The organism is Streptomyces lothianensis (assembly GCF_047779955.1).
Lineage (GTDB): Bacteria > Actinomycetota > Actinomycetes > Streptomycetales > Streptomycetaceae > Streptomyces.
On sequence record NZ_JBLMKT010000046.1, the window covers coordinates 1 to 25761 of the forward strand.

21 protein-coding genes are annotated in these 25761 nt (G+C 70.8%); 7 read left to right on the forward strand and 14 right to left on the reverse strand.

All coding sequences use genetic code 11. The features are described from left to right. The 8 genes from ACLF6P_RS16940 to ACLF6P_RS16975 form a co-directional block, all read right to left on the reverse strand. Positions 1-1672, reverse strand: a 1672-nt coding sequence (locus tag ACLF6P_RS16940) for an NADH-quinone oxidoreductase subunit 5 family protein (protein ID WP_415951206.1), incomplete at its 3' end; no start/stop codon positions are given. After that, the gene (gene nuoK / locus ACLF6P_RS16945; RefSeq protein ID WP_415951207.1) at positions 1669-2058 is read right to left on the reverse strand and encodes an NADH-quinone oxidoreductase subunit NuoK; all 390 of its coding nucleotides are present in this window, start codon (positions 2056-2058) and stop codon (positions 1669-1671) included. The genes nuoK and ACLF6P_RS16940, both read right to left, overlap by 4 nt. After that, entirely contained in the window at positions 2058-2747 is a 690-nt protein-coding gene (locus ACLF6P_RS16950; protein WP_415951208.1) for an NADH-quinone oxidoreductase subunit J family protein, read from the reverse strand. The genes nuoK and ACLF6P_RS16950 overlap by 1 nt, the downstream gene beginning before the upstream one ends. Next, positions 2744-3340, reverse strand: a complete 597-nt coding sequence (locus ACLF6P_RS16955; RefSeq protein WP_415951209.1) for a NuoI/complex I 23 kDa subunit family protein — start codon at positions 3338-3340, stop codon at positions 2744-2746. Before ACLF6P_RS16955 ends, ACLF6P_RS16950 begins: the two co-directional genes overlap by 4 nt. Then, on the reverse strand, positions 3341-4309 hold the full coding sequence (locus ACLF6P_RS16960; protein ID WP_415951211.1) for a complex I subunit 1/NuoH family protein: 969 nt from the start codon (positions 4307-4309) through the stop codon (positions 3341-3343). It lies immediately after the preceding gene. Further along, a complete protein-coding gene (locus ACLF6P_RS16965) occupies positions 4306-5559 on the reverse strand; it encodes an NADH-quinone oxidoreductase subunit C (protein WP_415951212.1) in 1254 nt (417 codons plus the stop codon). Before ACLF6P_RS16965 ends, ACLF6P_RS16960 begins: the two co-directional genes overlap by 4 nt. After that, positions 5556-6335 (reverse strand): NADH-quinone oxidoreductase subunit B, encoded by a 780-nt coding sequence (locus tag ACLF6P_RS16970; protein ID WP_415951214.1) that lies wholly within the window; start codon positions 6333-6335, stop codon positions 5556-5558. The genes ACLF6P_RS16965 and ACLF6P_RS16970 overlap by 4 nt, the downstream gene beginning before the upstream one ends. Further along, complete coding sequence (locus ACLF6P_RS16975) at positions 6326-6730, reverse strand: NADH-quinone oxidoreductase subunit A (protein ID WP_415951216.1); 405 nt, start codon at positions 6728-6730, stop codon at positions 6326-6328. The genes ACLF6P_RS16970 and ACLF6P_RS16975 overlap by 10 nt, the downstream gene beginning before the upstream one ends. A 228-nt stretch (positions 6731-6958) precedes the next feature. On the opposite strand from ACLF6P_RS16975, the gene ACLF6P_RS16980 reads away from it, so the two are divergent. From ACLF6P_RS16980 to rarD, 6 genes are all read left to right on the forward strand, one after another. After that, a complete protein-coding gene (locus ACLF6P_RS16980) occupies positions 6959-8125 on the forward strand; it encodes a sensor histidine kinase (RefSeq protein ID WP_415951218.1) in 1167 nt (388 codons plus the stop codon). 168 nt (positions 8126-8293) lie between these two features. Next, a complete protein-coding gene (locus tag ACLF6P_RS16985; protein WP_415951220.1) occupies positions 8294-9673 on the forward strand; it encodes a sensor histidine kinase in 1380 nt (459 codons plus the stop codon). 233 nt (positions 9674-9906) lie between these two features. Next, complete coding sequence (locus ACLF6P_RS16990; RefSeq protein ID WP_415951299.1) at positions 9907-10566, forward strand: LuxR C-terminal-related transcriptional regulator; 660 nt, start codon at positions 9907-9909, stop codon at positions 10564-10566. A gap of 283 nt (positions 10567-10849) precedes the next feature. Continuing rightward, positions 10850-12805, forward strand: a complete 1956-nt coding sequence (locus ACLF6P_RS16995) for a 2-oxoacid:acceptor oxidoreductase subunit alpha (RefSeq protein WP_415951221.1) — start codon at positions 10850-10852, stop codon at positions 12803-12805. After that, positions 12798-13877, forward strand: a complete 1080-nt coding sequence (locus tag ACLF6P_RS17000) for a 2-oxoacid:ferredoxin oxidoreductase subunit beta (RefSeq protein WP_415951222.1) — start codon at positions 12798-12800, stop codon at positions 13875-13877. Before ACLF6P_RS16995 ends, ACLF6P_RS17000 begins: the two co-directional genes overlap by 8 nt. 233 nt (positions 13878-14110) lie before the next feature. After that, the gene (gene rarD / locus ACLF6P_RS17005) at positions 14111-15100 is read left to right on the forward strand and encodes an EamA family transporter RarD (RefSeq protein WP_415951223.1); all 990 of its coding nucleotides are present in this window, start codon (positions 14111-14113) and stop codon (positions 15098-15100) included. Positions 15101-15247: 147 nt separating this feature from the next. Here the strand turns inward: rarD and ACLF6P_RS17010 are convergent, their stop codons facing one another. The 3 genes from ACLF6P_RS17010 to ACLF6P_RS17020 form a co-directional block, all read right to left on the reverse strand. After that, positions 15248-16537, reverse strand: coding sequence for a LolA family protein (locus ACLF6P_RS17010; protein ID WP_415951224.1), 1290 nt, complete (start codon positions 16535-16537; stop codon positions 15248-15250). A 223-nt stretch (positions 16538-16760) separates the two neighbouring features. Further along, on the reverse strand, positions 16761-17771 hold the full coding sequence (locus ACLF6P_RS17015) for a polyprenyl synthetase family protein (RefSeq protein WP_415951226.1): 1011 nt from the start codon (positions 17769-17771) through the stop codon (positions 16761-16763). 154 nt (positions 17772-17925) lie between these two features. Further along, positions 17926-18735 carry an HAD family hydrolase gene (locus ACLF6P_RS17020; RefSeq protein WP_415951227.1) on the reverse strand — a complete coding sequence of 270 codons (810 nt, stop codon included), beginning with the start codon at positions 18733-18735 and terminating at the stop codon, positions 17926-17928. Between the two features lie 182 nt (positions 18736-18917). On the opposite strand from ACLF6P_RS17020, the gene fahA reads away from it, so the two are divergent. Further along, positions 18918-20147, forward strand: coding sequence for a fumarylacetoacetase (gene fahA, locus ACLF6P_RS17025; RefSeq protein WP_415951229.1), 1230 nt, complete (start codon positions 18918-18920; stop codon positions 20145-20147). Between the two features lie 115 nt (positions 20148-20262). Here the strand turns inward: fahA and recQ are convergent, their stop codons facing one another. From recQ to ACLF6P_RS17040, 3 genes are all read right to left on the reverse strand, one after another. After that, positions 20263-22239 (reverse strand): DNA helicase RecQ, encoded by a 1977-nt coding sequence (gene recQ, locus ACLF6P_RS17030; protein ID WP_415951230.1) that lies wholly within the window; start codon positions 22237-22239, stop codon positions 20263-20265. Positions 22240-22531: 292 nt separating this feature from the next. Further along, positions 22532-24178, reverse strand: coding sequence for an NADH-quinone oxidoreductase subunit NuoN (gene nuoN / locus ACLF6P_RS17035; protein WP_415951232.1), 1647 nt, complete (start codon positions 24176-24178; stop codon positions 22532-22534). Beyond that, on the reverse strand, positions 24175-25758 hold the full coding sequence (locus ACLF6P_RS17040) for an NADH-quinone oxidoreductase subunit M (protein ID WP_415951233.1): 1584 nt from the start codon (positions 25756-25758) through the stop codon (positions 24175-24177). Before ACLF6P_RS17040 ends, nuoN begins: the two co-directional genes overlap by 4 nt. Positions 25759-25761: the final 3 nt, after the last annotated feature.

Here is a 25761-nt window from a genome sequence, read left to right on the forward strand (position 1 = left end):
GGGTCTCGGGGGCGGGGGTCTCGGGGGCGGGAGTCTCGGGGGCGGGGGCAGGCGCCGGCTCGGGGGCGACCGCGCCGAGGGGGGCTTGGGGTGCGTGGGCGGCCATCGCGGTGCTGTGCCGCCAGGCTCCGTAGGTCACCACGATGCCGACCAGAGCCAGGCCCGTCGACAGGACCGAGGTGGTGAGCGTGGGAGTGAGCTCGCGGCCGTCGAACCAGTCGGGGAGCACGCCGTAGGTCAGGCCCGCGGTGAGGGAGGGGACGGCCAGGATCCACAGCACCGAGGTCATGGCGAGCGGTTGCCTGCCGTGGTCGGGGGCCTCGGGGCCGGTGCCGCGGAAGGCGAGCAGCCACAGACGGGTGGCGTAGGCGGCGGTCAGCAGGGCCGTCACCAGGCCTGCCACGAGGACGGTCCAACCCGCGGCGGCGGGGGCGAAGGCGCTGTGCCCGGTGGCCGTGTGCTCGGCGGCCCCGAGCACGCTCTCCTTCGAGAAGAAGCCGCTGAAGGGCGGGATCGCGGCGAGCGCGAGCAGCGCCACGGTCATCGTCCAGAAGGCGTCCGGGACACGGTGGCGCAGGCCGCCCATCCGGGACATGGCGGCGAGCGAGTTGGTGCCCGCGGCATGGATGATCACGCCCGCGGCGAGGAAGAGCAGCGCCTTGAAGGCGCCGTGCGACAGGAGGTGGAAGGCGCCGGCGCCGCGGTCACCGACCGCGAGCGCGCCGGTCATGTAGCCGAGCTGGCCGATCGTCGAGTAGGCGAGGACGCGCTTGATGTCGTCCTGCGCGAGGGCGGCGAGCGCCGAACCGGCCATCGTGACGGCGGCCATGACGGCGAGTACGACGAGCGCCGCCGCGGAGGCGGCGAACACCGGGAGGAGACGGGCCACGAAGTAGACACCGGCGGCGACCATCGTCGCGGCGTGGATCAGCGCGGAGACCGGCGTGGGACCGGCCATCGCGTCGGGCAGCCACGTGTGCAGCGGGAACTGCGCCGACTTGCCCGCCACACCGGCGAGCAGGAGCAGCGCGATCAGGGTCGGGTGGTCGAGGCCGCCGCTCGCCACCTCGCCGAGGATCGTGGTGATCCGGAACGAGCCGGTGTCCGTGGCGAGCGCGAACAGACCGATCAGGAAGGGGACGTCACCGAGCTTGGTGACGAGGAAGGCCTTCAGCGAGGCGGCGCGCGCCTCCGGGGTCTCCCAGTAGTGGCCGACCAGGAAGTACGAGCAGATGCCCATGATCTCCCAGCCGACCAGGAGCACCATCAGGTCGCCGGAGTAGACGACGAGCAGCATCGCGGAGGTGAAGAGCGAGACGAGGGCGGCATACGAGGGGTAGCGCGGGTCCTCGCGCAGATACGCCGTCGAGTAGATCTGCACGCAGGAGGCGACGACGCCCACCAGGACGGCGGTCAGGGCCGCGAAGCCGTCCAGGTGGAGGGCGAGTTCGATCGGCACCGAGCCGGTCGGGGTCAGCTGGGTCGAGGCCTCGACCGGGCTGCCGCCGCCATGGCGTGCGGCCACGAGAACCGCGAGGACGAGCGCGGCCAGCGTGGGCAGGACCGCGAGCGGCCGGACGAAACCAGGTGCCTTGCGGCCCAGGAGCAGACCGGCGACAGCGCCCAGGAACGGAAGGAGGGGTACGAGAACGGCGAGGGTCGTGGTCGTCACGCGGCGGCCTCTGTCCTGTGTGCCGGTGCCCCGGGGGCCGCTGCGGCGGTGTCGTCGCCGCCGCCGTCGTCGGGCCCGTGGCGCTCGGCGGTGTCGCGGAGCTTGTCGATGTCGGAGGTGCCGCGGTTGCGGTACACCATCAGCACGATCGAGAGGCCGATGCCGATCTCGGCGGCGGCGATGGCGATCGTGAAGAGGGTGAGGGCCTGGCCGGCGTGCAGGGCGTCGCGCAGCCAGACGTCGAAGGCGACGAGGTTGAGGTTGACGGCGTTGAGCATCAGCTCGACGGACATCAGGACCAGGATCGCGTTCCGGCGGGCCAGGACTCCGTAGAGGCCGACGCAGAAGAGCAGGGCCGCGAGCACGGCGGGATAGGCGAGGTGCATCAGCGCTGCTCCTTGTCCGTGGCCGGGGGCTCGGGTGTGCCGGCCGATCCGGCCGCCACTCCGGGGCCCGTGGCGCCGGGGCCCGTGGCGCCGGGGCCCTTGGCATCGGCGCCCGCTTCGGTGCCCGCGGATCCGCCGTTCTTGCGAGCCAGCACGATCGCTCCGACCAGGGCGGCCAGGAGCAGGACGGACAGGGCCTCGAAGGGCAGCACCCAGTGCCGGAAGAGGATCGAGCCGGTGACCTGGGTGGAGCCCTGGACCGCGCCGTCGAGGTCGATCCACTGCGTACGGAAGGCGTCGACGACGACCCAGACGAGGGCGCCCGCGGAGGCGAGGGCGACGGCGAGCGCGGCCCAGCGGTTGCCGGAGTCGGCGTCCGGGGAGCGGCCGATCGGGGCCCGGGTGAGCATCAGACCGAACAGCAGGAGGACGACCACGGAACCGACGTAGATCAGTACCTGCACCCAGGCGATGAACTCGGCGGTGAGCAGGAGGTACTCGACGGCGAGCCCGCCGAGCGCGACGACCAGCCACAGGGCCGCGTGCACCAGCTGCTTCGTGGTGACCGTGACGATCGCCGCGCCGAGACTCGCGATGCCCACGAGGACGAACGCGATCTCCACGCCGGTGGGCGAGAGGAAGCCCTGGGGGGCGGTGGCAGCGAGGGAGCTGACGGCTGCGGACGTCACGACTGTCCCTCCTGTGGGCCGGGATCGGGGGCGGGTTCCTGGGCCGCGGCCTGCTCGGCCGCCTGGGCCTGCTCGGCGGCGCGCTTCTCGGCCGCCTTGCGGGCGGCGGCGATCTCCTTGGGCTCCTCGGCGCCCTCGTCGAGCGCCGGCGGGGCGGGCACCGTCCACATCCACTCGCGGAGCTTGTCGCGCTCGTGGGTGAGTTCGTGGATGTCCGTCTCCGCGTACTCGAACTCCGGTGACCAGAAGAGCGCGTCGAAAGGACAGACCTCGATGCAGATACCGCAGTACATGCAGAGCGAGAAGTCGATGGCGAAGCGGTCGAGGACGTTGCGGCTGCGCTCGCGGCCGCCCGGCGTCGCGGCCGGGACCGTCTCCTTGTGGGAGTCGATGTAGATGCACCAGTCGGGGCACTCGCGGGCACAGAGCATGCAGACCGTGCAGTTCTCCTCGAACAGGCCGATCACACCGCGCGTACGGGGCGGGAGTTCGGGCTGCACATCGGGGTACTGCGCCGTGACGGTCTTCTTCGTCAGGGTGCGCAGGGTGACGGCGAGGCCCTTGGCCAGGCCGCTTCCGGGGATCGGGGCCATTTAGTTGATCGCCACCTTCACGATGCCGGTGAGCGCGATCTGCGCGAGCGCGAGCGGGACGAGGGCGGTCCAGGCGAGCTTCTGCAGCTGGTCCTCGCGCAGGCGCGGATAGCTCACCCGGAGCCAGATCACGAGGAAGGCGAGGATGCCGGTCTTGACCAGGGTCCACAGCCAGCCGAGACCGTCGGCGCCGAACGGGCCGTGCCAGCCGCCGAGGAAGAGGACGGTGGTCAGAGCACACAGGATGACGATCCCCGCGTACTCGGCAAGGAGGAAGAGAGCGAACCGCAGGCCCGTGTACTCGGTGTACGCGCCGAAAATGATCTCCGAGTCGGCGACCGGCATGTCGAAGGGCGGGCGCTGCAGTTCGGCGAGCCCGGCCACGAAGAAGACCAGGGCGCCGATGATCTGCCACGGCAGCCACCACCACTCGAAGGCGTCGAGGATCCCGGGCAGCGAGACCGTCCCGGCCGCCATCGCCACGGAGGCGGCGGCGAGCAGCATCGGCAGCTCGTACGCGAGCAGCTGGGCCGCGGTACGCAGACCGCCGAGCAGGGAGAACTTGTTGGCGGAGGCCCAGCCGGCCATCAGCGAGCCGAGGACGCCGACGCCCATCACGGCGAGCACGAAGAAGATCCCGGCGTCGATGACCTGGCCGACCGCGCCCTCGCCCGGACCGATGGGGATCGCGACCAGGACGAGGAGGTACGGCAGCAGGGCGACGGCGGGCGCGAGCTGGAAGACCTTCCGGTCGGCCTCGGCCGGGACGACGTCCTCCTTCTGCGCGAACTTCACGCCGTCGGCGATGAGCTGCGCCCAGCCGTGGAACCCGCCCGCGTACATCGGGCCGAGGCGGCCTTGCATATGGGCCATGACCTTGTGCTCGGTCTGCCCCACGATGAGCGGGAAGGTCAGGAAGACGACGAAGACGACGAGCAGTCGCAGGGCGACGTCGAGTACGTCGTTCATGCGCGGTCGCCTCCGGTGGGGGGTTCTGGGTCGGTGTCGGTGCGGTCGGAGTCAGTGGAGTCCGCAGCGGCAGAGTCCGGGTCGGCCGACAGGTCGGGGGTGGCCGGGGTGGCCGGGGGCTCCGGGGTGGCCGGGGGCTCCGGGGTGGCGTCCTCGGCGAGGCGAGGTGTGGTGTCCGCGGGCGGCTGCACAGGGGCAGGTTCCGTGGCCGACTTGGCGGCCGTGTCGGCGGGCGGTTCCTCGTCGCCGAACGCCGAACGGGGGTTGTGCCAGGGAGCATCGGCCCCTGCAGCGCCTGCCGCCGGGCCGGGTGACGTCTCGCTCGCGCCGTCCGTACGGCCGGCGCCGGGCATGCCCTCGGCTGCCTGGCTCGCGGACCCCTGGCTCGCGCTGCGGTTACGCCGCGGTGTGCCCGTACCCGCCTGACTGGCGGACCCCTCGCTCGCGCTGCGGGTGCGCCGTGGACGCGGGGCGGCCTCGGCGGCGGACTCCGGCGGGTCGGCGGGGGCTTCGGTGGCGGAAGCAGGGGCCGCCGCCTGGCTGGCCGAGCCCTCGCTCGCGCTGCGGGTCCGGCGCGCCGGGCGCTCCCCGGCGGCTGCGGCGGCACGGGCTCCGGCGCCCCCCGCGCGCGCACCCGCGCCCGCGGCCCGTCCCGCGCCACGTGCCGGACGCGCCGGTGCGGGCGGGAGCTGGCCCTTCAGCGGGCCCCACTCATTGGGGTCCGGGACGCCCGGCGGCAGCATCTGGCGGCGCTTGGGGCCGCCGTGCTCGGACTCCCCCGGTTCCTTCGCGCCCGGCCATGCCTTCACGACGCGCGCCGCGAGCACGAAGTCCTTGCGCAGCGGGTGGCCTTCGAAGCCCTCGGGCAGCAGCAGCGGGTCGAGTCCGGGATGGCCGGTGAAGTCGACGCCGAACATTTCGTGCGTCTCCCGCTCGTGCCAGCCCGCGCCCGCGTACACCTCGATCGCCGAGTCGAGCCGTGCGGCCTCGTGCGGGACCGTCGTACGGAGGAGGAGGCGGCGCAGGGGGTGCAGCGCCGCGACATGGGCGCAGACCCGGAAGCCCACACCGGGCTCGTCGACGGCGCTCAGCCAGTCGAAGTACGTGCAGCCGAGCGTGGAGCGCGCGACCGTGAGCGCCTCGGTCCAGGACTCGGCGGGGACGTCGACCGTGAGCAGGTCGTACGCCTCTTCGGCCGTCGCATCGGGACCGAACAGCGCGGTCGCCTCACCAGGGAGCCAGCCGGTCACCGCGCGTCCTCCCCCGAGGCCGGAGCCGCATCCGAAGCCGAGTCCGGAGCCGGTCCCGAAGCCGGAGCCGAGTCCGGAGCCGAGTCCGGAGCCGGTCCCGAAGCCTGCGCCGGAGCCGGCGGCTTCACCAGGCCGCTCCGGAGCGCGGCGGGTGACGCCGGTGTGTAGCGCTCGCCGAGCGACTCCCGTGCGATCTTCTCCTGCAGCTTGAGAACGCCCTGCAGCAGCGCCTCCGGCCGGGGCGGGCAGCCGGGCACGTAGACGTCGACCGGGATGATCTGGTCGACGCCCTTGGTCACGGAGTACGAATCCCAGTAGGGCCCGCCGCAGTTGGAGCAGGCGCCGAAGGAGATCACGTACTTGGGCTCGGGCATCTGCTCGTAGAGCCGCTTGACCGCGGGCGCCATCTTGTCCGTCACCGTGCCGGAGACGATCATCAGATCGGCCTGGCGCGGCCCGGGCGCGAACGGGATCACGCCGAGCCGGATGAAGTCGTGGCGCGCCATGGACGCGGCGATGAACTCGATGGCGCAGCAGGCGAGGCCGAAGTTGAAGACCCACAGGCTGTAGCGGCGGCCCCAGTTGAGGACCACCTTCATGGGCTGCGGTGCGAGCCGGGCCAGCGGGCCGAGCTTCGGCATCGGCAGGTCCACGGGCTGCGGGCCGGTGACGGACTGCAGGCCCGTGCCGGGGGCTGCGCCTGTGCCGGGGGCTGTGCCGGTGCCGGGGGCTGTGCCGGTGCCGGTGGCGGGCTGCGGGCGGGGTGTCACGTCCATGTGAGGACGCCCTTCTTCCATGCGTACAGCAGACCGATGGTGAGGAAGCCCAGGAAGATGAACATCTCCACGAGCGTCGCCCAGCCGTATCCGCCCGCGGCGAAGACCGTGGCCCAGGGGAACAGGAAGATGGAGTCCACGGCGAAGATCACGTACAGGAAGGCGTAGACGTAGTAGCGGACCTGGGTGTGGGCCCAGCCCTCGCCGACGGGGTCGACTCCGCACTCGTACGTCAGGAACTTCTCCTGCGTCGGCACGACGGGCCGCAGCAGTCGGCCGGCGCCGAAGGCGACCGCGACGAAGAGCACGCCGACGACGGCGAGCAGTCCGACGACCGAGTAGCTTTCGAAGTACTCGGCAGCCAGAAGCGGTGCACCGCCCGTTGGTTCCGGCACGTGTGGACCTCGCTCCCTCAGCTCGCTGCAGTTGTCGGCGCCGACGGCCGCGCTGTCGCCTGTGTTCCGTCCGGCGATCCGCCCGTTCGACGATCTGTACGCACGGGAGTCTAGGGGTTACCCCTTCGGGGGTGAGCAGGCCGTCGGCACCGGGGTGGGGTTTTCCCCAGTTGATCCGTGCGGCGGACCTCATGGCACCGGCGCGCGCGAGACGGCACGCTTGGCGGCATGACCACACGTACCGCTCCGCAGACGGGCGGCGAGCCGCTGCCGCCTGCACGCTTCGCCTACGACCGGCAGACCTGGCAGGAGATAGCCCATCTGCTGATCAACCTCCCGGTCTCGCTGCTCGGTTTCGTGTACGTGGTGACCGTGCTGTTCACCGGCGGGATGCTCTCCCTCACGGTGATCGGGCTGCCCGTACTCGCGCTCGGCCTGGCGGGCGCCCGGCTGCTCGGCCGCTGGGAACGGGCGCGGGCGCGCGGGCTGCTCGGCCTGCGGATCGAGGAGCCGAGCCCGCTGCCCCGGCAGGGCGACGGGGCGGTGGCCCGGGTGTGGAACGGGCTGAAGGACCCGGTCGGCTGGCGCACGGTGCTGTACGGGTTCATCCGGCTTCCGTGGGGCGTGTTCACCTTCGCCATGACCCTGACCTCGCTGTTCGTGCTGTGGCCGGTGCTGCCGTTCATCGCGCGGATGCTGACCAACGCGGACCGGGCGATGGTGCGCGGACTGCTCTCGCCCTCGGATGAGCTGGAGCGGCGGATCGCCGAGCTCGAATCCGACCGCGGGGTGGTCGTCGACACCGCGGCGGCGGATCTGCGGCGGATCGAGCGCGATCTGCACGACGGCGCGCAGGCCCGGCTGGTGAATCTGGCGATGGGGCTCGGCCTCGCCAAGGAGAAGCTGCTCCAGGATCCGGATGCGGCGGCCTCGATGGTCGACGAGGCACACGGTGAGGTGAAGCTCGCCCTGCAGGAGCTGCGCGATCTGGCCCGCGGGATCCATCCCGCGGTCCTCACCGACCGCGGGCTCGATGCCGCACTGTCCTCGGTGGCCTCGCGGTGCACCGTGCCGGTGAAGGTCACGGTCGATCTGGCCGAGCGACCGGCGCCCGCGATCGAGGGCATCGCGTACTTCACGGTCTCCGAGCTGCTGCAGAACATCAGCAAGCACAGCTCCGCCCGGGTGGCGGCGGTGGACGTCTGGCGCTCGGAGCAGCGGCTGATGCTGCAGGTCAGCGATGACGGCCTCGGCGGCGCGCGCCTCGACGGCGGTACGGGGATGGCGGGCCTGGCCGAGCGGCTCGGCGCGGTGGACGGGCTGTTCGTGGTCGAGTCACCCCGGGGCGAGGGGACGACGGTGACGGCCGAGGTGCCGTGGCGGGACCGGGCGTAGCCCTCGCTCCACTCGGGGTGGGGAAAACCCCCGGGTGGAAACGGAGACGGGCCGCATGGTGCCGGGGGCCTCGGATCGCGAGGCTGGACGTGTCGAAGAGGGCCGCAGAGGACGCAGAAGGCCACAGAAGGCCACAGAAGGCTGCAACGAGGAGAACGGACGACACCGATGGCTACCGAATACGGACAGCAGGCCTGGTCCCGGTTCGAGGACGAGGGCACGGACTCCGCGGGCAGCGGCCCGGCCCGGCGCACGCCCGGGCGCTCCCACTTCCTCCCGCCCGCGCTGCGGGCGCCCGTCGAGGCGCGGACCTGGCGGGAGTTCGGCTATCTCCTTGTCAGCCTGCCGATGGCCGTCCTGACCTTCAGCTTCGCCGTCACGATGATCTCGCTCGGCGCGGGCCTGCTCGTCACCTTCCTCGGCGTCCCGGTGCTCGCCGGCTGCCTCGTGGGACTGCGCGGCCTCGGCGCGGTGGAGCGCGCCCGTGCCCGCGCGCTGCTCGGCCTCGACGTGGAGAGCCCGGAGCCGCTGCGGCAGCGGAAGCAGGGCGCGCTGGCGTGGATGGGCGCGGTGCTCAAGAGCGGCTCGTCCTGGCGGCATGTGCTCTACGCGCTGCTGCACTTCCCGTGGGCGACGTTCGCGTTCGTGGTGGCGGTGACGTTCTGGAGCGTCGGCTGGACCTTGTTCACGTATCCGCTGTGGCAGTGGGTCTTCCCGATGTACGCCGGGCAGGACGGGCTCCAGCTCTACGGCGACGAAACGCACCAGTTCTATCTGGACAACCCCTTCGAGATCGGCGTGACCTGCCTGATCGGCCTGCTCGTGGTGCTGGTGACACCGTGGGTGCTGCGGGCGCTGACCGGCGTGGACCGGCTGATGGTGCTCGGGCTGCTCGGTCCTTCCCGGCTCGTCACCCGGGTCGTGGAGCTGGAGTCGGACCGCGGCGCGGTCGTGGACACCGCGGCGGCGGATCTGCGGCGGATCGAGCGCGATCTGCACGACGGCGCGCAGGCCCGCCTGGTGGGTCTCGCGATGGATCTGGGCCTGGCCAAGGAGAAGCTCCGGGAGGACCCGCAGGCCGCGGCGCGGATGGTCGACGAGGCGCACGGCGAGGTGAAGACGGCACTGCAGGAGCTGCGGGATCTGGCCCGTGGGATCCATCCGGCGGTGCTCACCGACCGCGGGCTCGATGCCGCGCTCTCCTCGCTCGCGGCCAAGTGCACGGTTCCGGTGCAGGTCGAGGTGGATCTGCCGTACCGCCCGGCGGCGGCGATCGAGGGAATCGCGTACTACACGGTCTCGGAGCTGCTGCAGAACGTCAGCAAGCACGCCCGGGCCCGGCGGGCCACGGTGGATGTGTGGCGCTCGGAGGACCGGCTGATGCTGCAGGTCATGGATGACGGGATCGGCGGGGCCGGGCTCGGCCAGGGCTCCGGGCTGAGTGGTCTGGCCGAGCGGCTCGACGCGGTGGACGGGATCCTGGCGGTCGACTCGCCGGAGGGCGGGCCGACGTCGGTCACGGCCGAGCTGCCCTGGCGCGGCCGATAAGAAGTTGTTGCCAGAAAAGAAGTTGTTGCCAGACCCCGCTTCGGATCAGGCCCAGGCGCCTCGGGCCCGGAGCGGGGTCTGAGTACAGCTTCCGAAGCACACGCCCGCCTCCCCAAGTCAACCGCGGATCCCCCCGGACCCTGGGATGCTGGAGGCAGACTCGGAGCGTGTCGACGGGGGTCCGCCGGCACGCTCCCCGGAGCCGGGGGGACGGACGGATCGTGGAGGACAGGGTGCGGGTGGTCATCGCCGAGGATTCAGTGCTGCTCAGGGAGGGCCTGACCCGGTTGCTGACCGACCTGGGGCATGACGTGGTGGCGGGCGTGGGTGACGGGGACGCGCTGGTGAAGACCGTCGACGAGCTCGACGGGCAGGGCAGCCTCCCCGATGTGGTCGTGGCGGACGTGCGGATGCCGCCGACCCATACGGACGAAGGCGTGCGCGCGGCCGTCCAGCTGCGCGCGAAGTACCCGGATCTGGGGGTCCTGGTCCTTTCGCAGTATGTGGAGGAGCAGTACGCGACCGAGCTGATCGCCGGGTCGAGCCGCGGCATCGGCTATCTGCTCAAGGACCGGGTGGCGGAGGTCAGGGAGTTCGTCGACGCGGTCGTACGGGTCGCCGAGGGAGGTACGGCCCTCGACCCGGAGGTGGTCGCGCAGCTGCTCGGGCGCAGCCGGAAGCAGGATGTGCTGGCCGGGCTGACCCCGCGCGAGCGCGAGGTGCTGGGCCTGATGGCCGAGGGCAGGACCAATTCGGCGATCGCCCGGCAGCTGGTGGTGAGCGACGGGGCGGTGGAGAAGCACGTCAGCAACATCTTCCTGAAGCTCGGCCTGTCACCCAGTGACGGGGATCACCGTCGCGTTCTGGCGGTCCTGACCTATCTCAACTCCTAGCGAGCTGACACCCTGTCAGATGATGACGGGGTCCGGCCGCGAACTCCCGGACCAGGGCCGGGGACCTAGAACCAAAGGATGAGCACGGAGCGTCTCCAGTGAAGGGCGGCAAGAGGTCGGTGGGTGAGCAAATGGGGGCGGATCCGGACAGCCGACCGTCTCATTTGGGCGTCCACCATCTGAGCGCCCTCAGGAAGGCGACCCTTACCGACGTAGGGTGGCCCTGGAAGGACCGGTCGGCCGGTCACTTCCCGTGCCGCAGCCTCGAGGGAGGTCCAGTTCAGTGACCAGCCAGGTCAGTAGCCCAGCCGAGCAGGCAGAGAGCGCCGCAGGCGATGCCGTGGTGGGTGACGTTGTCGGTGAACAGCGCAAACCGTCCGCGGACAAAGAGGTCCGCCGTCTGGACCGGGTGATCATCCGGTTCGCGGGCGACTCGGGCGACGGAATGCAGCTGACGGGTGACCGTTTCACCTCCGAGACCGCGTCGTTCGGCAACGATCTGTCCACCCTGCCGAACTTCCCGGCCGAGATCCGCGCGCCCGCCGGCACGCTCCCGGGCGTCTCCAGCTTCCAGCTGCACTTCGCCGATCACGACATCCTCACGCCGGGCGACGCCCCGAACGTGCTGGTGGCGATGAACCCGGCCGCGCTCAAGGCCAATATCGGCGATGTGCCGCGCGGCGCCGAGGTCATCATCAACACCGATGAATTCAGCAAGCGCGCGATGCAGAAGGTCGGCTACGAGACCAGTCCCCTGGAGGACGGCTCGCTGGACGGCTACAGCGTGCACCCGGTGCCGCTGACCACGCTCACCGTCGAGGCGCTCAAGAACTTCGAACTCTCGCGCAAGGACGCGGGCCGTTCGAAGAACATGTTCGCGCTCGGCCTGCTGAGCTGGATGTACCACCGCCCGACCGAGGGCACGGAGAACTTCCTCAAGCAGAAGTTCGCCCGCAAGCCCGAGATCATGAAGGCCAACCTCGCGGCGTTCCGCGCAGGCTGGAACTTCGGCGAGACCACCGAGGACTTCGCGGTCTCCTACGAGGTGCTGCCGGCGGCGAAGGCGTTCCCGACGGGCACCTACCGCAACATCTCCGGCAACCTGGCCCTCTCGTACGGCCTGGTCGCCGCCTCGCAGCAGGCGGACCTGCCGCTCTACCTGGGCTCGTACCCGATCACCCCGGCCTCCGACATCCTGCACGAGCTGTCCAAGCACAAGAACTTCGGTGTGCGGACCTTCCAGGCCGAGGACGAGATCGCCGGCATCGGCGCCGCGCTCGGCGCGGCCTTCGGCGGCAGCCTCGCGGTGACCACCACCTCGGGACCGGGCGTGGCGCTGAAGTCCGAGACGATCGGTCTCGCGGTCAGCCTGGAGCTGCCGCTGCTCATCGTCGACATCCAGCGCGGCGGCCCGTCCACCGGCCTGCCGACCAAGACCGAGCAGGCCGACCTGCTGCAGGCCATGTACGGCCGCAACGGCGAGGCACCGGTGCCGGTTGTCGCCCCGCAGACCCCGGCCGACTGCTTCGACGCGGCGATCGAGGCGGCCCGGATCGCGCTCGAATACCGCACCCCGGTGTTCCTGCTCTCCGACGGCTACCTCGCCAACGGCTCCGAACCGTGGCGGATCCCGGAGGTCGACGAGCTGCCGGACCTGCGCACCCGGTTCGCCCAGGGGCCCAACCACACCCTCGACGACGGCACCGAGGTCTTCTGGCCGTACAAGCGCGATCCGCAGACCCTCGCCCGTCCGTGGGCCGTCCCCGGCACTCCCGGTCTCGAACACCGCATCGGCGGCATCGAGAAGCAGGACGGCACCGGCAACATCTCCTACGACCCGGCCAACCACGACTTCATGGTCCGCACCCGCCAGGCCAAGATCGACGGCATCGAGGTCCCGGACCTGGAGGTCGACGACCCCAACGGCGAGGCCCGCCTCCTCGTCCTCGGCTGGGGTTCGACGTACGGACCGATCACGGCGGCCGTACGCCGCCTGCGCACGGCCGGACAGAGCGTGGCGCAGGCCCATCTGCGGCACCTCAACCCGTTCCCGCGGAATCTCGGCGAGGTCCTCAAGCGTTACGACAAGGTGGTGGTTCCCGAGATGAACCTCGGCCAGCTCGCCGGCCTGTTGCGCGCGAAGTACCTGGTCGACGCCCACTCGTACAACCAGGTCAACGGCATGCCGTTCAAGGCCGAGCAGCTCGCCACGGCTCTCAAGGAGGCCATCGATGGCTGAGACGATCACGGAAGGTCCGGGCACGACCGAGGCGCTCTCCCTCGTGCCGAAGGCCGAGGCCAAGCAGTCCATGAAGGACTTCAAGTCCGATCAGGAAGTGCGCTGGTGCCCCGGCTGCGGCGACTACGCGGTGCTCGCCGCGGTGCAGGGCTTCATGCCCGAGCTCGGACTGGCCAGGGAGAACATCGTCTTCGTCTCGGGCATCGGCTGCTCCAGCCGCTTCCCGTACTACATGAACACGTACGGGATGCACTCCATCCACGGCCGCGCCCCGGCGATCGCCACCGGCCTCGCCTCCTCGCGCCGCGACCTGAGCGTCTGGGTCGTCACCGGTGACGGCGACGCGCTGTCCATCGGCGGCAACCACCTGATCCACGCGCTGCGCCGCAATGTGAACCTCAAGATCCTGCTGTTCAACAACCGGATCTACGGCCTCACCAAGGGCCAGTACTCGCCCACCTCCGAGGTCGGCAAGATCACCAAGTCGACGCCGATGGGCTCGCTGGACGCGCCCTTCAACCCGGTGTCGCTCGCGATCGGCGCCGAGGCCTCGTTCGTGGCGCGGACGGTCGACTCCGACCGCAAGCACCTCACCGAGGTGCTGCGCCAGGCCGCCGACCACCCGGGCACCGCCCTCGTGGAGATCTACCAGAACTGCAACATCTTCAACGACGGCGCCTTCGAGGTGCTGAAGGACAAGCAGCAGGCCGAGGAGGCGGTGATCCGCCTGGAGCACGGTCAGCCGATCCGCTTCGGCGCGGACCGCGCCAAGGGCGTCGTACGGGACTCCGTGACCGGTGACCTCAAGGTCGTCGAGGTCAGCGAGGAGAACCAGTCGCAGATCCTGGTCCACGACGCCCACGCCGCGTCCCCCACCACGGCCTTCGCCCTCTCCCGCCTCGCCGATCCGGACACCCTGCACCACACCCCGATCGGCGTCTTCCGCTCCACCGACCGCCCCGTCTACGACACCCTCATGGCCGACCAGCTCGACGAGGCCATCGAGAGAGACGGCAAGGGGGATCTGGGGGCGCTGCTCGCGGGCGGCGACACCTGGACGGTCGTCGGCTAGTCCGCACCACCTCTGGCACGAGGCCCGGTCCTGAGTCTGCTCAGGGCCGGGCCTCGTCGTGTGCGGGCAGGTGCGAAGGATGACGGCGTGTGCGAAGCATGCGGGCCTGCGCCACAGCCCAGGTCGCACGCACGGACGCGGCTGTCATGACCGTATAGCGATACGGGCATGACAGCGGAGGCCTTCGGCCGCTACCTTCGTGTGCGGGTCACGATGTGAGACGAGGAGGGGCCGTGAAACCGTCGGGTGAGGGTCGTGCCGGACTGGTCTACGGGTTTACCGCGTACGGGCTGTGGGGGCTCGTGCCGCTGTTCTGGCCGCTGCTCAAACCCGCCGGATCGGTCGAGATCCTCGCGCACCGGATGGTGTGGTCCCTCGCGTTCGTGCTGCTCGCGCTGCTCTTCGTACGGCGCTGGGCCTGGGCCGGCGAACTGCTCCGCAGCCCGCGCAGACTCGGGCTCGTGACCCTCGCCGCGGGTGTCATCACCGTGAACTGGGGCCTGTACATCTGGTCGGTGAACACCGGCCATGTCGTTGAGGCCTCGCTCGGCTACTTCATCAATCCGCTCGTCACCATCTCCATGGGCGTCCTGCTGCTCAAGGAACGGCTGCGGCCCGCCCAATGGGCGGCCGTCGGCATCGGCTTCGCGGCGGTGCTCGTGCTCGCCGTCGGCTACGGGCAGCCGCCCTGGATCTCCCTCACGCTCGCCTTCTCCTTCGCCACCTACGGCCTGGTCAAGAAGAAGCTGGGCCTCGGCGGGCTCGAATCGCTCGCCGCCGAGACCGCCGTGCAGTTCCTGCCCGCGCTCGGCTATCTGCTGTGGCTCGGCTCGCGCGGCGAGGCCGCCTTCGGCATGCACGGGGGCGGGCATGCCGCGCTGCTCGCGGCAACCGGTGTGGTCACGGCGCTGCCGCTGGTGCTCTTCGGGGCGGCCGCCATCCGCGTGCCGCTCTCGACGCTCGGGCTGCTGCAGTACCTGGCGCCGGTCTTCCAGTTCCTGCTCGGCGTCTGGTACTTCCACGAGGCCATGCCCGCCGAGCGCTGGGCCGGTTTCGCCCTCGTCTGGCTGGCGCTGACCACTCTGACCTGGGACGCGCTGCGGACCTCCCGGCGCAACCGGGCCGAGGTGCAGCGGCTCGCGGCGGCGGCCGAGGCGCAGTCCGCGGGTGCCCCGTCCGCGGGTGCCCCGTCCGCGCCCGCCCGGGAGCACGCCTCCTCGTAGCGGGGCCGCGCACCGGACGTGCCCGAGCGGGCCCGGAGGGCGGCTTGCCCTCCGGCCCCGCTCATGGGCCGTAAACCTGCCGTGCGGCTGCTTCGAGGCCTTGTCGGTGCCGTGCGGCTGCTTCGAGGCCTCGTCCGTGCCGTACGGCTACTTCGCGGCCTCGTCCGCCGCCTTCACCAGCGCGTCCTTGGTGACCGCGCCGGCGTAGACCTTGCCGTCCTCCGTCATCAGGACGTTGATCAGCCGGGTCTTGAAGACCGTGCCCGAGCCGAAGTCGCCGGAGACCTTGTCTCCGAAGGAGTCGAGCAGCCCGGAGAGCCCGGCCGGGGCGTCCTTCATCTCGTCGGCGTCCGGCATGCCCTGGCCGCCGGTGTCGAAGGCGAGGATGGTGGACCAGCCCTCGCCGATGACGTTCACGTTCTCGGCGAAGTCGGCGCCCTCGCCCTCGCCCCAGGGGTGCTTGTCGCCCTTGCCGAAGCCGTCCTTCCCGAACTCCTTCTCGAAGTCCTTCCCGAAGTCCTCGAAGTCGTCCTCGAAGTCCTTCTCCAGGTCCTCGGCCTCCGTGACCTTGGTGCCCTTCGGCAGGGTGAACTCCGAGGCCGCGGGCTGCGAGAAGTCGACCTTGGTGAAGCCCGCGTCGATGACGGGCTTGCCGCCGTCGGTGGCGTGGAGGGCGAACTTCAGCGGTACGTAGGTGTCCGCGTCCACGTCGATCGTGACCGAGCCGATCGTGGAGCCGGACTGCTTCGGCTCCAGCTTCAGCCGGTAGGCCTCCTGGCCCGCGATCCGCGAGGTGCCGTCGACGCTGAGCTTCGTGCTCGGGTCGGCGGCCTCCAGGACCTCCTCGGCCAGCTCCGCCGGGGTCGCCGGCTGCTCGGGCACCTCGGGCCCCTCGTGCGCCTCGCCCGGCTCGCCCTCCGTGTGCACGGCCTCCTTGGAGCCGCTGTCGTACGCCCAGGAGTCCTCGCCGTTGTGGATCAGGCTGAAGTCGGAGCCCTTGCCGAGGATCGTCAGCTTCTGCTTCTCGGGGCCGTCGGCGGCGACGCGCAGGTGGTGCGTGCCGGTGGCGAGCTCCAGGAGCTTGCTCTGCGGGTCCGGTGTCCCCTTGCCGTCCGCGCCGTCCTCGCCGAGGCCGGAGGTGAAGGACTCGGCGAAGGAGGCGATGGCCGGCAGGCCCAGGTCGGTCGTGATCTTCACATTGCCGGAGAACTGCTCGGTCTTCGAAGCGGCGATCTTCTCGATCAGTTCCTGCGCGCTGATCTCCGGCAGATCGGGATCGCCCGAGCCGGCGAACGCCGGTACGAGACCGATCGTCAGCGCGGCCACACCGGCCACGGCGGCGGGCACGAGGTAACGCGCCGCCTTGCGCCGGCCGCTGCGCAGGTCATCGGCCTCATCGCGAACGGGAGCCGGTTCGTAGGGTGCGTTCGGTGCCATGTGTGCCATACCTCCGTGGTGCGGCGGGCTGATCTCGTCGTCGTGTGTACCTCTCCATACGACCAAATCGCCCGCCCGGAAGCGTCAGCCCCCGGAATCAACTCCACGTACTTCTGTGGGATGACATACGGGGGTGCCGGCCTCCCCCACCCGTAAGGGATGGGCCGCCGGGCCTGCGGGGCGCTGACCCGGCCGAAGGCCCGGGGCGCGCACCGGCCAGGGCTCAGCCCGCCCGGTGCACCACCGCGTCGCACAGCTCGCGCAGCGCGGCCTTGGCATCGCAGTCCGGCAGCGGGGCGAGGGCGGCACGGGCCTCCTCCGCGTAGCGCACGGTGTCGCGGCGGGCCTGGTCGAGGGCCGGGTGCACCCGCAGCAGGGCGAGGGCCTCGGCGTGCCGGGCGTCGTCGGTGAGGTCGCCGTCGAGCAGCTCGCACAGGGCGAGGTCCTCGGGGCGGCCGTGCTGCGCGGCCTGGGCACGCAGATGCAGGACCGGCAGCGTGGGGATGCCCTCGCGCAGGTCGGTGCCGGGGGTCTTGCCGGACTCGTGGGAGTCGGAGGCGATGTCCAGGACGTCGTCGGCGAGCTGGAAGGCGACACCGAGGCGCTCGCCGTACTGGGTCAGGACATCGACGACCGTCTCGTCGGCGCCCGACATCATGGCGCCGAAACGGCAGGACACGGCGACCAGCGAACCGGTCTTGCCGCCGAGCACGTCCAGATAGTGGTCGACCGGGTCGCGGCCCTCCGTCGGGCCCGCGGTCTCCAGGATCTGGCCGGTGACAAGGCGTTCGAAGGCCTCCGCCTGGATACGGACGGCGTCCGGGCCGAGGTCGGCCAGGATGTAGGAGGCGCGGGCGAAGAGGAAGTCGCCGGTCAGGACGGCCACCGAATTGCCCCAGCGCTGGTTGGCGCTCTCGACGCCGCGGCGGACATCCGCCTCGTCCATCACGTCGTCGTGGTAGAGCGTCGCGAGATGCGTCAGCTCGACGACGACCGCGGCGGGCACGATGCCCGGCGCGTACGGATCGCCGAACTGGGCCGCGAGATGCACGAGCAGCGGCCTGAACCGCTTGCCGCCCGCGCGTACGAGATGCTGCGCGGCCTCCGTGATGAACGGGACCCCGCTCTTGGTGGCCTCGAGGAGCCCCTCCTCGACGGCAGCCAACCCGGCCTGGACATCGGCTTCGAGGGCCTGGTCCCGCACGTTCAGCCCGAACGGCCCGACGACGGTCACGAGGGGTTCTCCTGTCTGCTGACGAACACAGGGTCGGTCACACGGCACTCACACGGTCGATGACACGGTTTGTCGATGTGTCGCTGCCATCACTCAAGTCAGCGTATCCGGTCGCGTTTCGATCACGGCGAGCGCCTGCCCGGTCGAGGTCGCCTCACCCGGCGAAGATCCGCTCCAGGACCGCCGCGACACCGTCCTCCTCGTTCGACGTGGTGACCTCGTCCGCCACCGCCTTCAGCTCCGCGTGGGCGTTCGCCATCGCCACGCCGTGGCCCGCCCAGCGGAACATCGGGATGTCGTTCGGCATGTCGCCGAAGGCGATCGTCGCCTCCGGGGCGATGCCCATCCGCTCGGCGGCGAGCACGAGGCCGGTGGCCTTCGTGACGCCGAGCGGCTGCAGTTCGACCGTCCCCGGGCCCGCCATCGTCACCGAGACCAGGCCGTCCGCCGCACTGCGGGCCGCCGCGGCCAGTGCGTCGTCGGAGAGGGAGGCATGGCGCATCAGGACCTTGGTGATCGGTTCGGTCCACAGCTCGGAACGGTCCGGCACCCGCACCGCCGGCAAAGCGGGGTGCTGCGTCTCGTAGCCCGGCTCCATGAGCATCAGGCCCTCGACACCGTCCTGGTTCACGGCCGCGAAGACCTCACCGACCTCGGCCTCGATCTTGCCGAGCGCCACATCGGCGAGAGCCCGGTCCATGGTCAGCGAACCGACCAGCTCGTTGCTGCCCGCGTCATAGACCTGTGCACCCTGACCGCAGACCGCGAGCCCCTCGTAGCCGAGCTCGAGGAGCAGATGGCGCACGTGCGGCACCGGCCGTCCGGTGACGACAATGTGCCGAGCGCCGGCCGCGGCGGCCCGCTTCAATGCGGCGCGCGAGCGCACCGAGACGGTGTCGCCACCGCGCAGCAACGTGCCGTCGAGGTCGGTGGCGATCAGGTCGTACGCGGGTGGTCCTGCCATGCGGTCCAGGATACGGATATATCGATAGACCTCGGACAAGCCGACATGGATCGACCATAATCGCCTGGCGTCACCGGAACCACACCCGTCACCCGGGCCGACGGCCCGGGACACCCTGCCCCTCCGCCGCCTCCCGCTTGTACCGTGTGGCCAACCGCACATGGAAAGCGAGGCAGCGTCCCATGCCCGAGCCCACCCCGCTCGACCTTCCCGAGGGCGACCCCTTCGGCCCGCACAACCTGCCGTACGGCGTCTTCTCCCTGCCCACCTCCACGGGTGAGCCGCTGCGCAGGGTCGGCGTACGGCTCGGCGACCGGGTGCTCGACGCCGGGGCTGCCGCGCACGCGCTCGGCTCCCCGTACGCGCCACTGCTCGCCCAGCCCACCCTGAACCCGCTGCTCGCGGCGGGCCGCCAGACCTGGCGCGATGTCCGCCGCGCGCTCACCGCCTGGGTGACCGTGCCCGCGCACCGTGATGTCGTGGCGCCGCTCCTGCACCCCCTCGACACCGTCGAGCTGCACCTGCCCTTCGAGGTCGCGGACTACGTCGACTTCTACGCGAGCGAGCACCACGCGACCAACCTCGGCCGGATGTTCCGCCCGAACGGCGATGCGCTGCTGCCCAACTGGAAGCATCTGCCGGTGGGTTACCACGGCCGGGCCGGCACCGTGGTGGTCTCCGGCACCGATGTGATCCGCCCGAGCGGCCAGCGCAAGGCGCCCGCGGACGAGGCGCCGAGCTTCGGTGCTTCGGCGAAGCTGGACATCGAGTCCGAGGTCGGCTTCGTGGTCGGTGCGCCCTCACCGATGGGTTCGCCCGTTCCGCTGTCCTCCTTCCGTGATCATGTCTTCGGTCTCTGCCTGCTCAACGACTGGTCGGCCCGCGACATCCAGCCCTGGGAGTACGTGCCGCTCGGCCCGCACGTGGCCAAGTCCTTCGCCACCTCCGTCTCCGCGTGGATCACCCCGCTCGAAGCGCTGGACTCGGCGCGGGTCGCCCTGCCCCCGCGTGATGTGCCGCTCCTTCCGTATCTTGACGACTCCGGCGAGGAGGAGCCCGGCGGCTACGACCTGCGCATCACCGTCAAGCTCAACGGAGAGGTCATCTCCGAGCCCCCGTACGCCGGCATGTACTGGTCGCCCGCGCAGATGCTCGCGCACATGACGGTCGGCGGCGCCTCGCTGCGCACCGGTGACCTGTACGCCTCGGGCACGGTCAGCGGGCCCGAGCCGCACCAGCGCGGCTCGCTGATCGAGCTGACCTGGAACGGCAGGACCCCGCTCGAACTCCCCTCCGGCAAGCGCACCTTCCTGGAGGACGGCGACGAGGTGACCCTCACAGCCTGGGCTCCCGGCCCGGACGGCGTACGGGTCGGCCTCGGCGAGGTGACGGGCAGGGTGGTCCCGGGCTGAGCCCGGCCGCGCTCCCCGGCCGCTCCCTGCGGCCACTCCCCCGCCCGGTCCGTGGTCACGGGCCGGGCGGGACGGTCACTCCCCCTCGGTCGTCTCCCCGGCCGTCACCCGGTCATCACCCCGTCGCCTCCTCGGCCGTCACCCCGGTCGCCTCCTCGGTCGTCTCCCCGGCCGCCGGTTCCGGAGCGTCCCCCGCGGTCAGCTCCCCGGCCCCGCCTGCGTTCCACTCGGCCAGCACCGCGAGGACCTTCTCCCCGTACGTCGCCAGCTTCTTCTCGCCCACGCCGCTGATCGCGGCCAGTTCGTCGATCGAGGACGGGGCGACGAGAGTGATCTCCCTGAGGGTCGCGTCGGGGAAGACCACATACGCCGGGACGCCCTGCTCCTTGGCCTGAGCCGCCCGCCAGGACCGCAGCGTCTCGAAGAGCGGCTGCAGCTCCTCGGGCAGATCCGCCGCCGCCTTTGCCCTGCGCTCCCCCTTGGCCGCCGCGCTCTTCGCCGCGGGAGCCCTCGCGGGCTCCTTGCGCAGCGGCACCTCACGCTGCCGGGCCAGCACCGAGCCGCTGTCCGGGGTGAGCACCAGGGTCCCGTACTCCCCCTCCACCGCGAGCAGCCGCTGCGCCAGCAACTGCCTGACGACGCCCCGCCATTCGGCCTCCGACAGCTCTTCGCCGATGCCGAACACCGACAGCTGATCGTGGTCGAACTGGATCACCTTCGCCGTCCTGCGGCCGAGCAGGATGTCGATGATCTGCCCCGTACCGAACTTCTGGCCGCGCTCGCGCTGCAGCCGCACGACGGTGGAGAGCACCTTCTGCGCGGCGACCGTGCCGTCCCAGCTCTGCGGCGGGGTGAGGCAGGTGTCGCAGTTGCCGCAGGCCGCGCTCTCCTGACGCTGTCCGAAGTACGCGAGGAGCTGGGACCTGCGGCACTGCACCGTCTCGCACAGCGCCAGCATCGCGTCGAGATGGGCGGCGGCCCGGCGCTGGAAGGCCTGATCGCCCTCGCCGCTCTGGATCAGCTTGCGCTGCTGCACCACGTCCTGCAGGCCGTAGGCCATCCAGGCCGTGGACGGCAGCCCGTCGCGGCCCGCGCGGCCCGTCTCCTGGTAGTAGCCCTCGACGGACTTGGGCAGGTCGAGGTGGGCCACGAAACGGACGTCCGGCTTGTCGATGCCCATGCCGAAGGCGATGGTGGCGACGACCACCAGGCCCTCCTCGCGCAGGAAGCGGGACTGGTGCAGCGCGCGGGTCCGAGCGTCCAGGCCCGCGTGATACGGCACGGCCGGGATGCCGTTGCGGCTCAGGAACTCCGCGGTCTTCTCCACGGAGTTGCGCGAGAGGCAGTAGACGATGCCCGCATCGCCCGGGTGCTCCTCCTTGAGGAAGCGCAGGAGCTGCTTCTTGGGGTCGTCCTTGCCGACGATGCGGTACTGGATGTTGGGCCGGTCGAAACTCGCCTCGAAGTGGCGGGCGCCGTCCATGCCGAGGTTCTTGGTGATCTCCTGGTGGGTGGCCCGGGTCGCCGTCGCCGTCAGAGCGATCCGCGGGACGTCGGGCCAGCGCTCGCCGAGGAGGGAGAGGGCGAGGTAGTCGGGGCGGAAGTCGTGACCCCACTGGGCCACGCAGTGGGCCTCGTCGATGGCGAAGAGGGAGATCTTGCCGCGGGTCAGGAGGTCCAGGGTGGAGTCGAGGCGCAGGCGCTCGGGGGCGAGATAGAGCAGGTCGAGCTCGCCCGCCACGAACTCGGCCTCCACCATGCGCTGCTCGTCGTAGTCCAGCGTGGAGTTGATGAAGCCGGCGCGGACGCCGAGGGTGCGCAGGGCGTCGACCTGGTCCTGCATCAGGGCGATGAGTGGGGAGATCACCACGCCGGTGCCGGGTCTGACGAGGGACGGGATCTGGTAGCAGAGGGATTTTCCGCCGCCGGTCGGCATCAGGACGACGGCGTCGCCGCCGGCGACGATGTGGTCGATGATCGCTTCCTGGTCGCCGCGGAAGCGGTCGTATCCGAAGACTCTGCGCAAGGTGCGCCGGGTGTCGCTCTCCGAGAGCGCGGGGTCGGCGGGGTCCGCCGGCCTCGTCTCGTCCATCACTGCGATACCGCCCATCATTCTGTCCCCCGTGTCCCATGGGCCGTCTTTCGACCTCTCCCTTCACGATAGAGGTCGCATCGGACACGTCCCGAGTTATCCACAGCCCTGTGGATAACTCGGGACGTGGGGGTGGCCGGCACGGGTGCAGGCGCGTTTGCGTGCGGCGGGGTGGCCCCCGGGGACCGCCCCGGTCGCGGGTGCCGCTGTGCCCACACGTGCCGCCCTGCGGCACGACTGCCCACAGCCAGGTGGAGGTGGGGGCGCCCAGCGCCCCCACCTCCCAGAAACCTCAGCGCACGAACACGCTCGCCTGGCCCGCCAAGTCCAGGAAGTACTGCGGGGCCACGCCCAGGACCACCGTGACCGCGACGCCGAAGGCGATGGCCGTCATCGTCAGGGGCGACGGGACCGCCACCGTCGGGCCCTCGGGCTTGGGTTCGCTGAAGAACATCAGGACGATCACGCGGATGTAGAAGAACGCCGCGATCGCCGAGGAGATGACGCCGACCACGACCAGCGCGCCCGCGCCACCCTCCGCCGCCGCCTTGAAGACCGCGAACTTGCCCGCGAAGCCGGACGTCAGCGGGATGCCCGCGAAGGCGAGCAGGAAGACCGCGAAGACGGCCGCCACGAGCGGTGAACGCCGCCCCAGGCCCGCCCACTTGGACAGGTGACTCGCCTCGCCACCCGCGTCCCGCACCAGCGTGACCACGGCGAACGCGCCGATCGTCACGAAGGAGTAGGCCAGGAGGTAGAAGAGAACGGAGGAGATGCCGTCCGGAGTCGTCGCGATGACACCCGCGAGGATGAAGCCCGCGTGCGCGATGGAGGAGTACGCGAGCAGCCGCTTGATGTCGGTCTGCGTGATCGCGACGATCGCGCCGAGCAGCATCGTGACGATCGCGACGCCCCACATGACCGGGCGCCAGTCCCAGCGCAGACCGGGGAGAACGACGTACAGCAGACGCAGCAGCGCGCCGAAGGCCGCGACCTTCGTGGCCGCCGCCATGAAGCCGGTGACCGGGGTGGGCGCGCCCTGGTAGACGTCCGGGGTCCACATGTGGAACGGGACGGCGCCGACCTTGAAGAGCAGGCCCATCAGGATCAGCGCGGAGCCGAGCAGCAGCAGCGCGTCGTTGCCCATGGTGCCGATGAGCGCGGGGTTCACGTTCTCCACCGCGCCGTCGACGACGTCCGCGATGCCGGCGTACGAGGCCGTCCCCGCGTATCCGTAGAGCAGCGCGATGCCGAAGAGCAGGAAGGCGGAGGAGAAGGCGCCGAGGAGGAAGTACTTGACCGCCGCTTCCTGGGACAGGAGCCGCTTGCGGCGGGCCAGGGCGCAGAGCAGGTAGAGCGGGAGGGAGAAGACCTCAAGGGCGATGAAGAGCGTCAGGAGGTCGTTCGCCGCGGGGAAGATCAGCATGCCGCCGATCGCGAACAGCACGAGCGGGAAGACCTCGGTCGTGGTGAACCCGGCCTTCACCGCGGCCTGCTCGCTCTCGCCGCCGGGCACGGACGCGGCCTGGGCCGCGAACGAGTCCACCTTGTTGCCGTGTGCCGCCGGGTCGAGCCGGCGCTCGGCGAAGGTGAAGACGGAGACCAGGCCGACCAGGAGAATCGTGCCCTGCAGGAACAGGGCGGGCCCGTCGACCGCGAGCGCGCCCATGGCCGCGATCCCCGACTCGGTGGTCGCATGGCCCTGTACCGCGAGGGCCACCACCGAGGCGAAGGCCGCGACGAGCGCGACCACGGAGAGGAAGAGCTGCGCGTGGTACCGCGAGCGGCGCGGTACGAACGCCTCGACGAGGATGCCGAGCACCGCCGCGCCGATCACGATCAGCGTGGGGGCGATCAGGCTGTACTCGATATGCGGGGCGTCGATGGGCGGCTTCTCCGCCGCGATTGTCCACAGGCTGTGGACGGCTGTTGCACTCACTTGGCCGCCTCCACCTCAGGCTCGGGGTCGGGGTTCTCGTCCCCGTACACATCGGACAGCGTGTGCTTGACCGCCGGGTCGACCAGTTCGGTCACCGGCTTCGGGTACACGCCGAGGACGACGAGGAGCACGATCAGCGGGCCTGCGACGAGCAGTTCACGCAGCCTGAGATCGGGCATCCTGACCGTTTCGTTCTTCACCGGACCCGTCATCGTCCGCTGGTAGAGGACCAGCGAGTACAGCGCGCCGAGCACGATGCCGAGGGTGGCGATGATGCCGATCACCGGATAGCGGGAGAACGTGCCGACCAGGACCAGGAATTCGCTGACGAACGGGGCGAGCCCGGGCAGCGAGAGGGTGGCGAGCGAGCCGATCAGGAAGGTGCCGGCAAGGACCGGCGCCACCTTCTGCACTCCGCCGTAGTCCGCGATGAGCCGCGAGCCGCGCCGGGAGATCAGGAACCCGGCGACCAGCATCAGCGCGGCGGTCGAGATGCCGTGGTTGACCATGTAGAGCGTCGCGCCGGACTGGCCTTGGGTGGTCATCGCGAAGATGCCCATGATGATGAACCCGAAGTGCGAGATCGACGCGTACGCCACCAGGCGCTTGATGTCCCGCTGGCCGACGGCGAGCAGCGCCCCGTAGACGATGGAGACCAGGGCCAGGGCCAGGATGACCGGGGTGGCCCATTCCGAGGCGTTGGGGAAGAGGCCCAGGCAGAAGCGGAGCATCGCGAAGGTGCCGACCTTGTCGACGACCGCCGTGATGAGCACCGCGACCGGGGCCGTGGCCTCGCCCATCGCGTTCGGCAGCCAGGTGTGCAGCGGCCACAGCGGGGCCTTCACCGCGAAGGCGAAGAAGAAGCCGAGGAAGAGCAGCCGCTCGGTGTTGGTGGCCATCTCCAGTTCGCCGGAGGCCCGCATCGAGGCGATCTCGCTCAGCGAGAAGGTGCCGGCGACGACGTAGAGGCCGATCACCGCGGCCAGCATGATCAGGCCGCCGACCAGGTTGTAGAGCAGGAACTTCACGGCGGCGTAGGAGCGCTGGGCCGCCGCGTTCTGGTCCGAGCCCGAGTGGGCGCGGTCGCCGAAGCCGCCGATGAGGAAGTACATCGGGATGAGCATGGCTTCGAACAGGATGTAGAAGAGGAAGACGTCGGTGGCCTCGAAGGAGAGGATCACCATCGCTTCCACCATCAGGATCAGCGCGAAGAAACCCTGGGTGGGCCTCCAGCGGCTGCTGCCTGTCTCCTGCGGGTCGGCATCATGCCAGCCCGCCATGATGATGAACGGGATGAGCAGCGCGGTCAGCCCGATGAGGGCCACCCCGATGCCGTCCACGCCCAGTTCGTAACGGACGCCGAAGTCCGCGATCCAGGCATGCGATTCGGTGAGCTGGTAGCGCTCGGCGCCGGCTGCGGTGTCGAACCGGAGCGCGACGACGGCCGCCAGGGCCAGCGTGGCAAGCGAGAAGAACAGCGCGAGCCATTTGGCCGCGGTGCGCCTGGCGGCGGGTACGGCGGCGGTGGCGATCGCACCGACCGCAGGCACCGCGGCCGTGGCTGTCAGAAGAAAGGACATGGA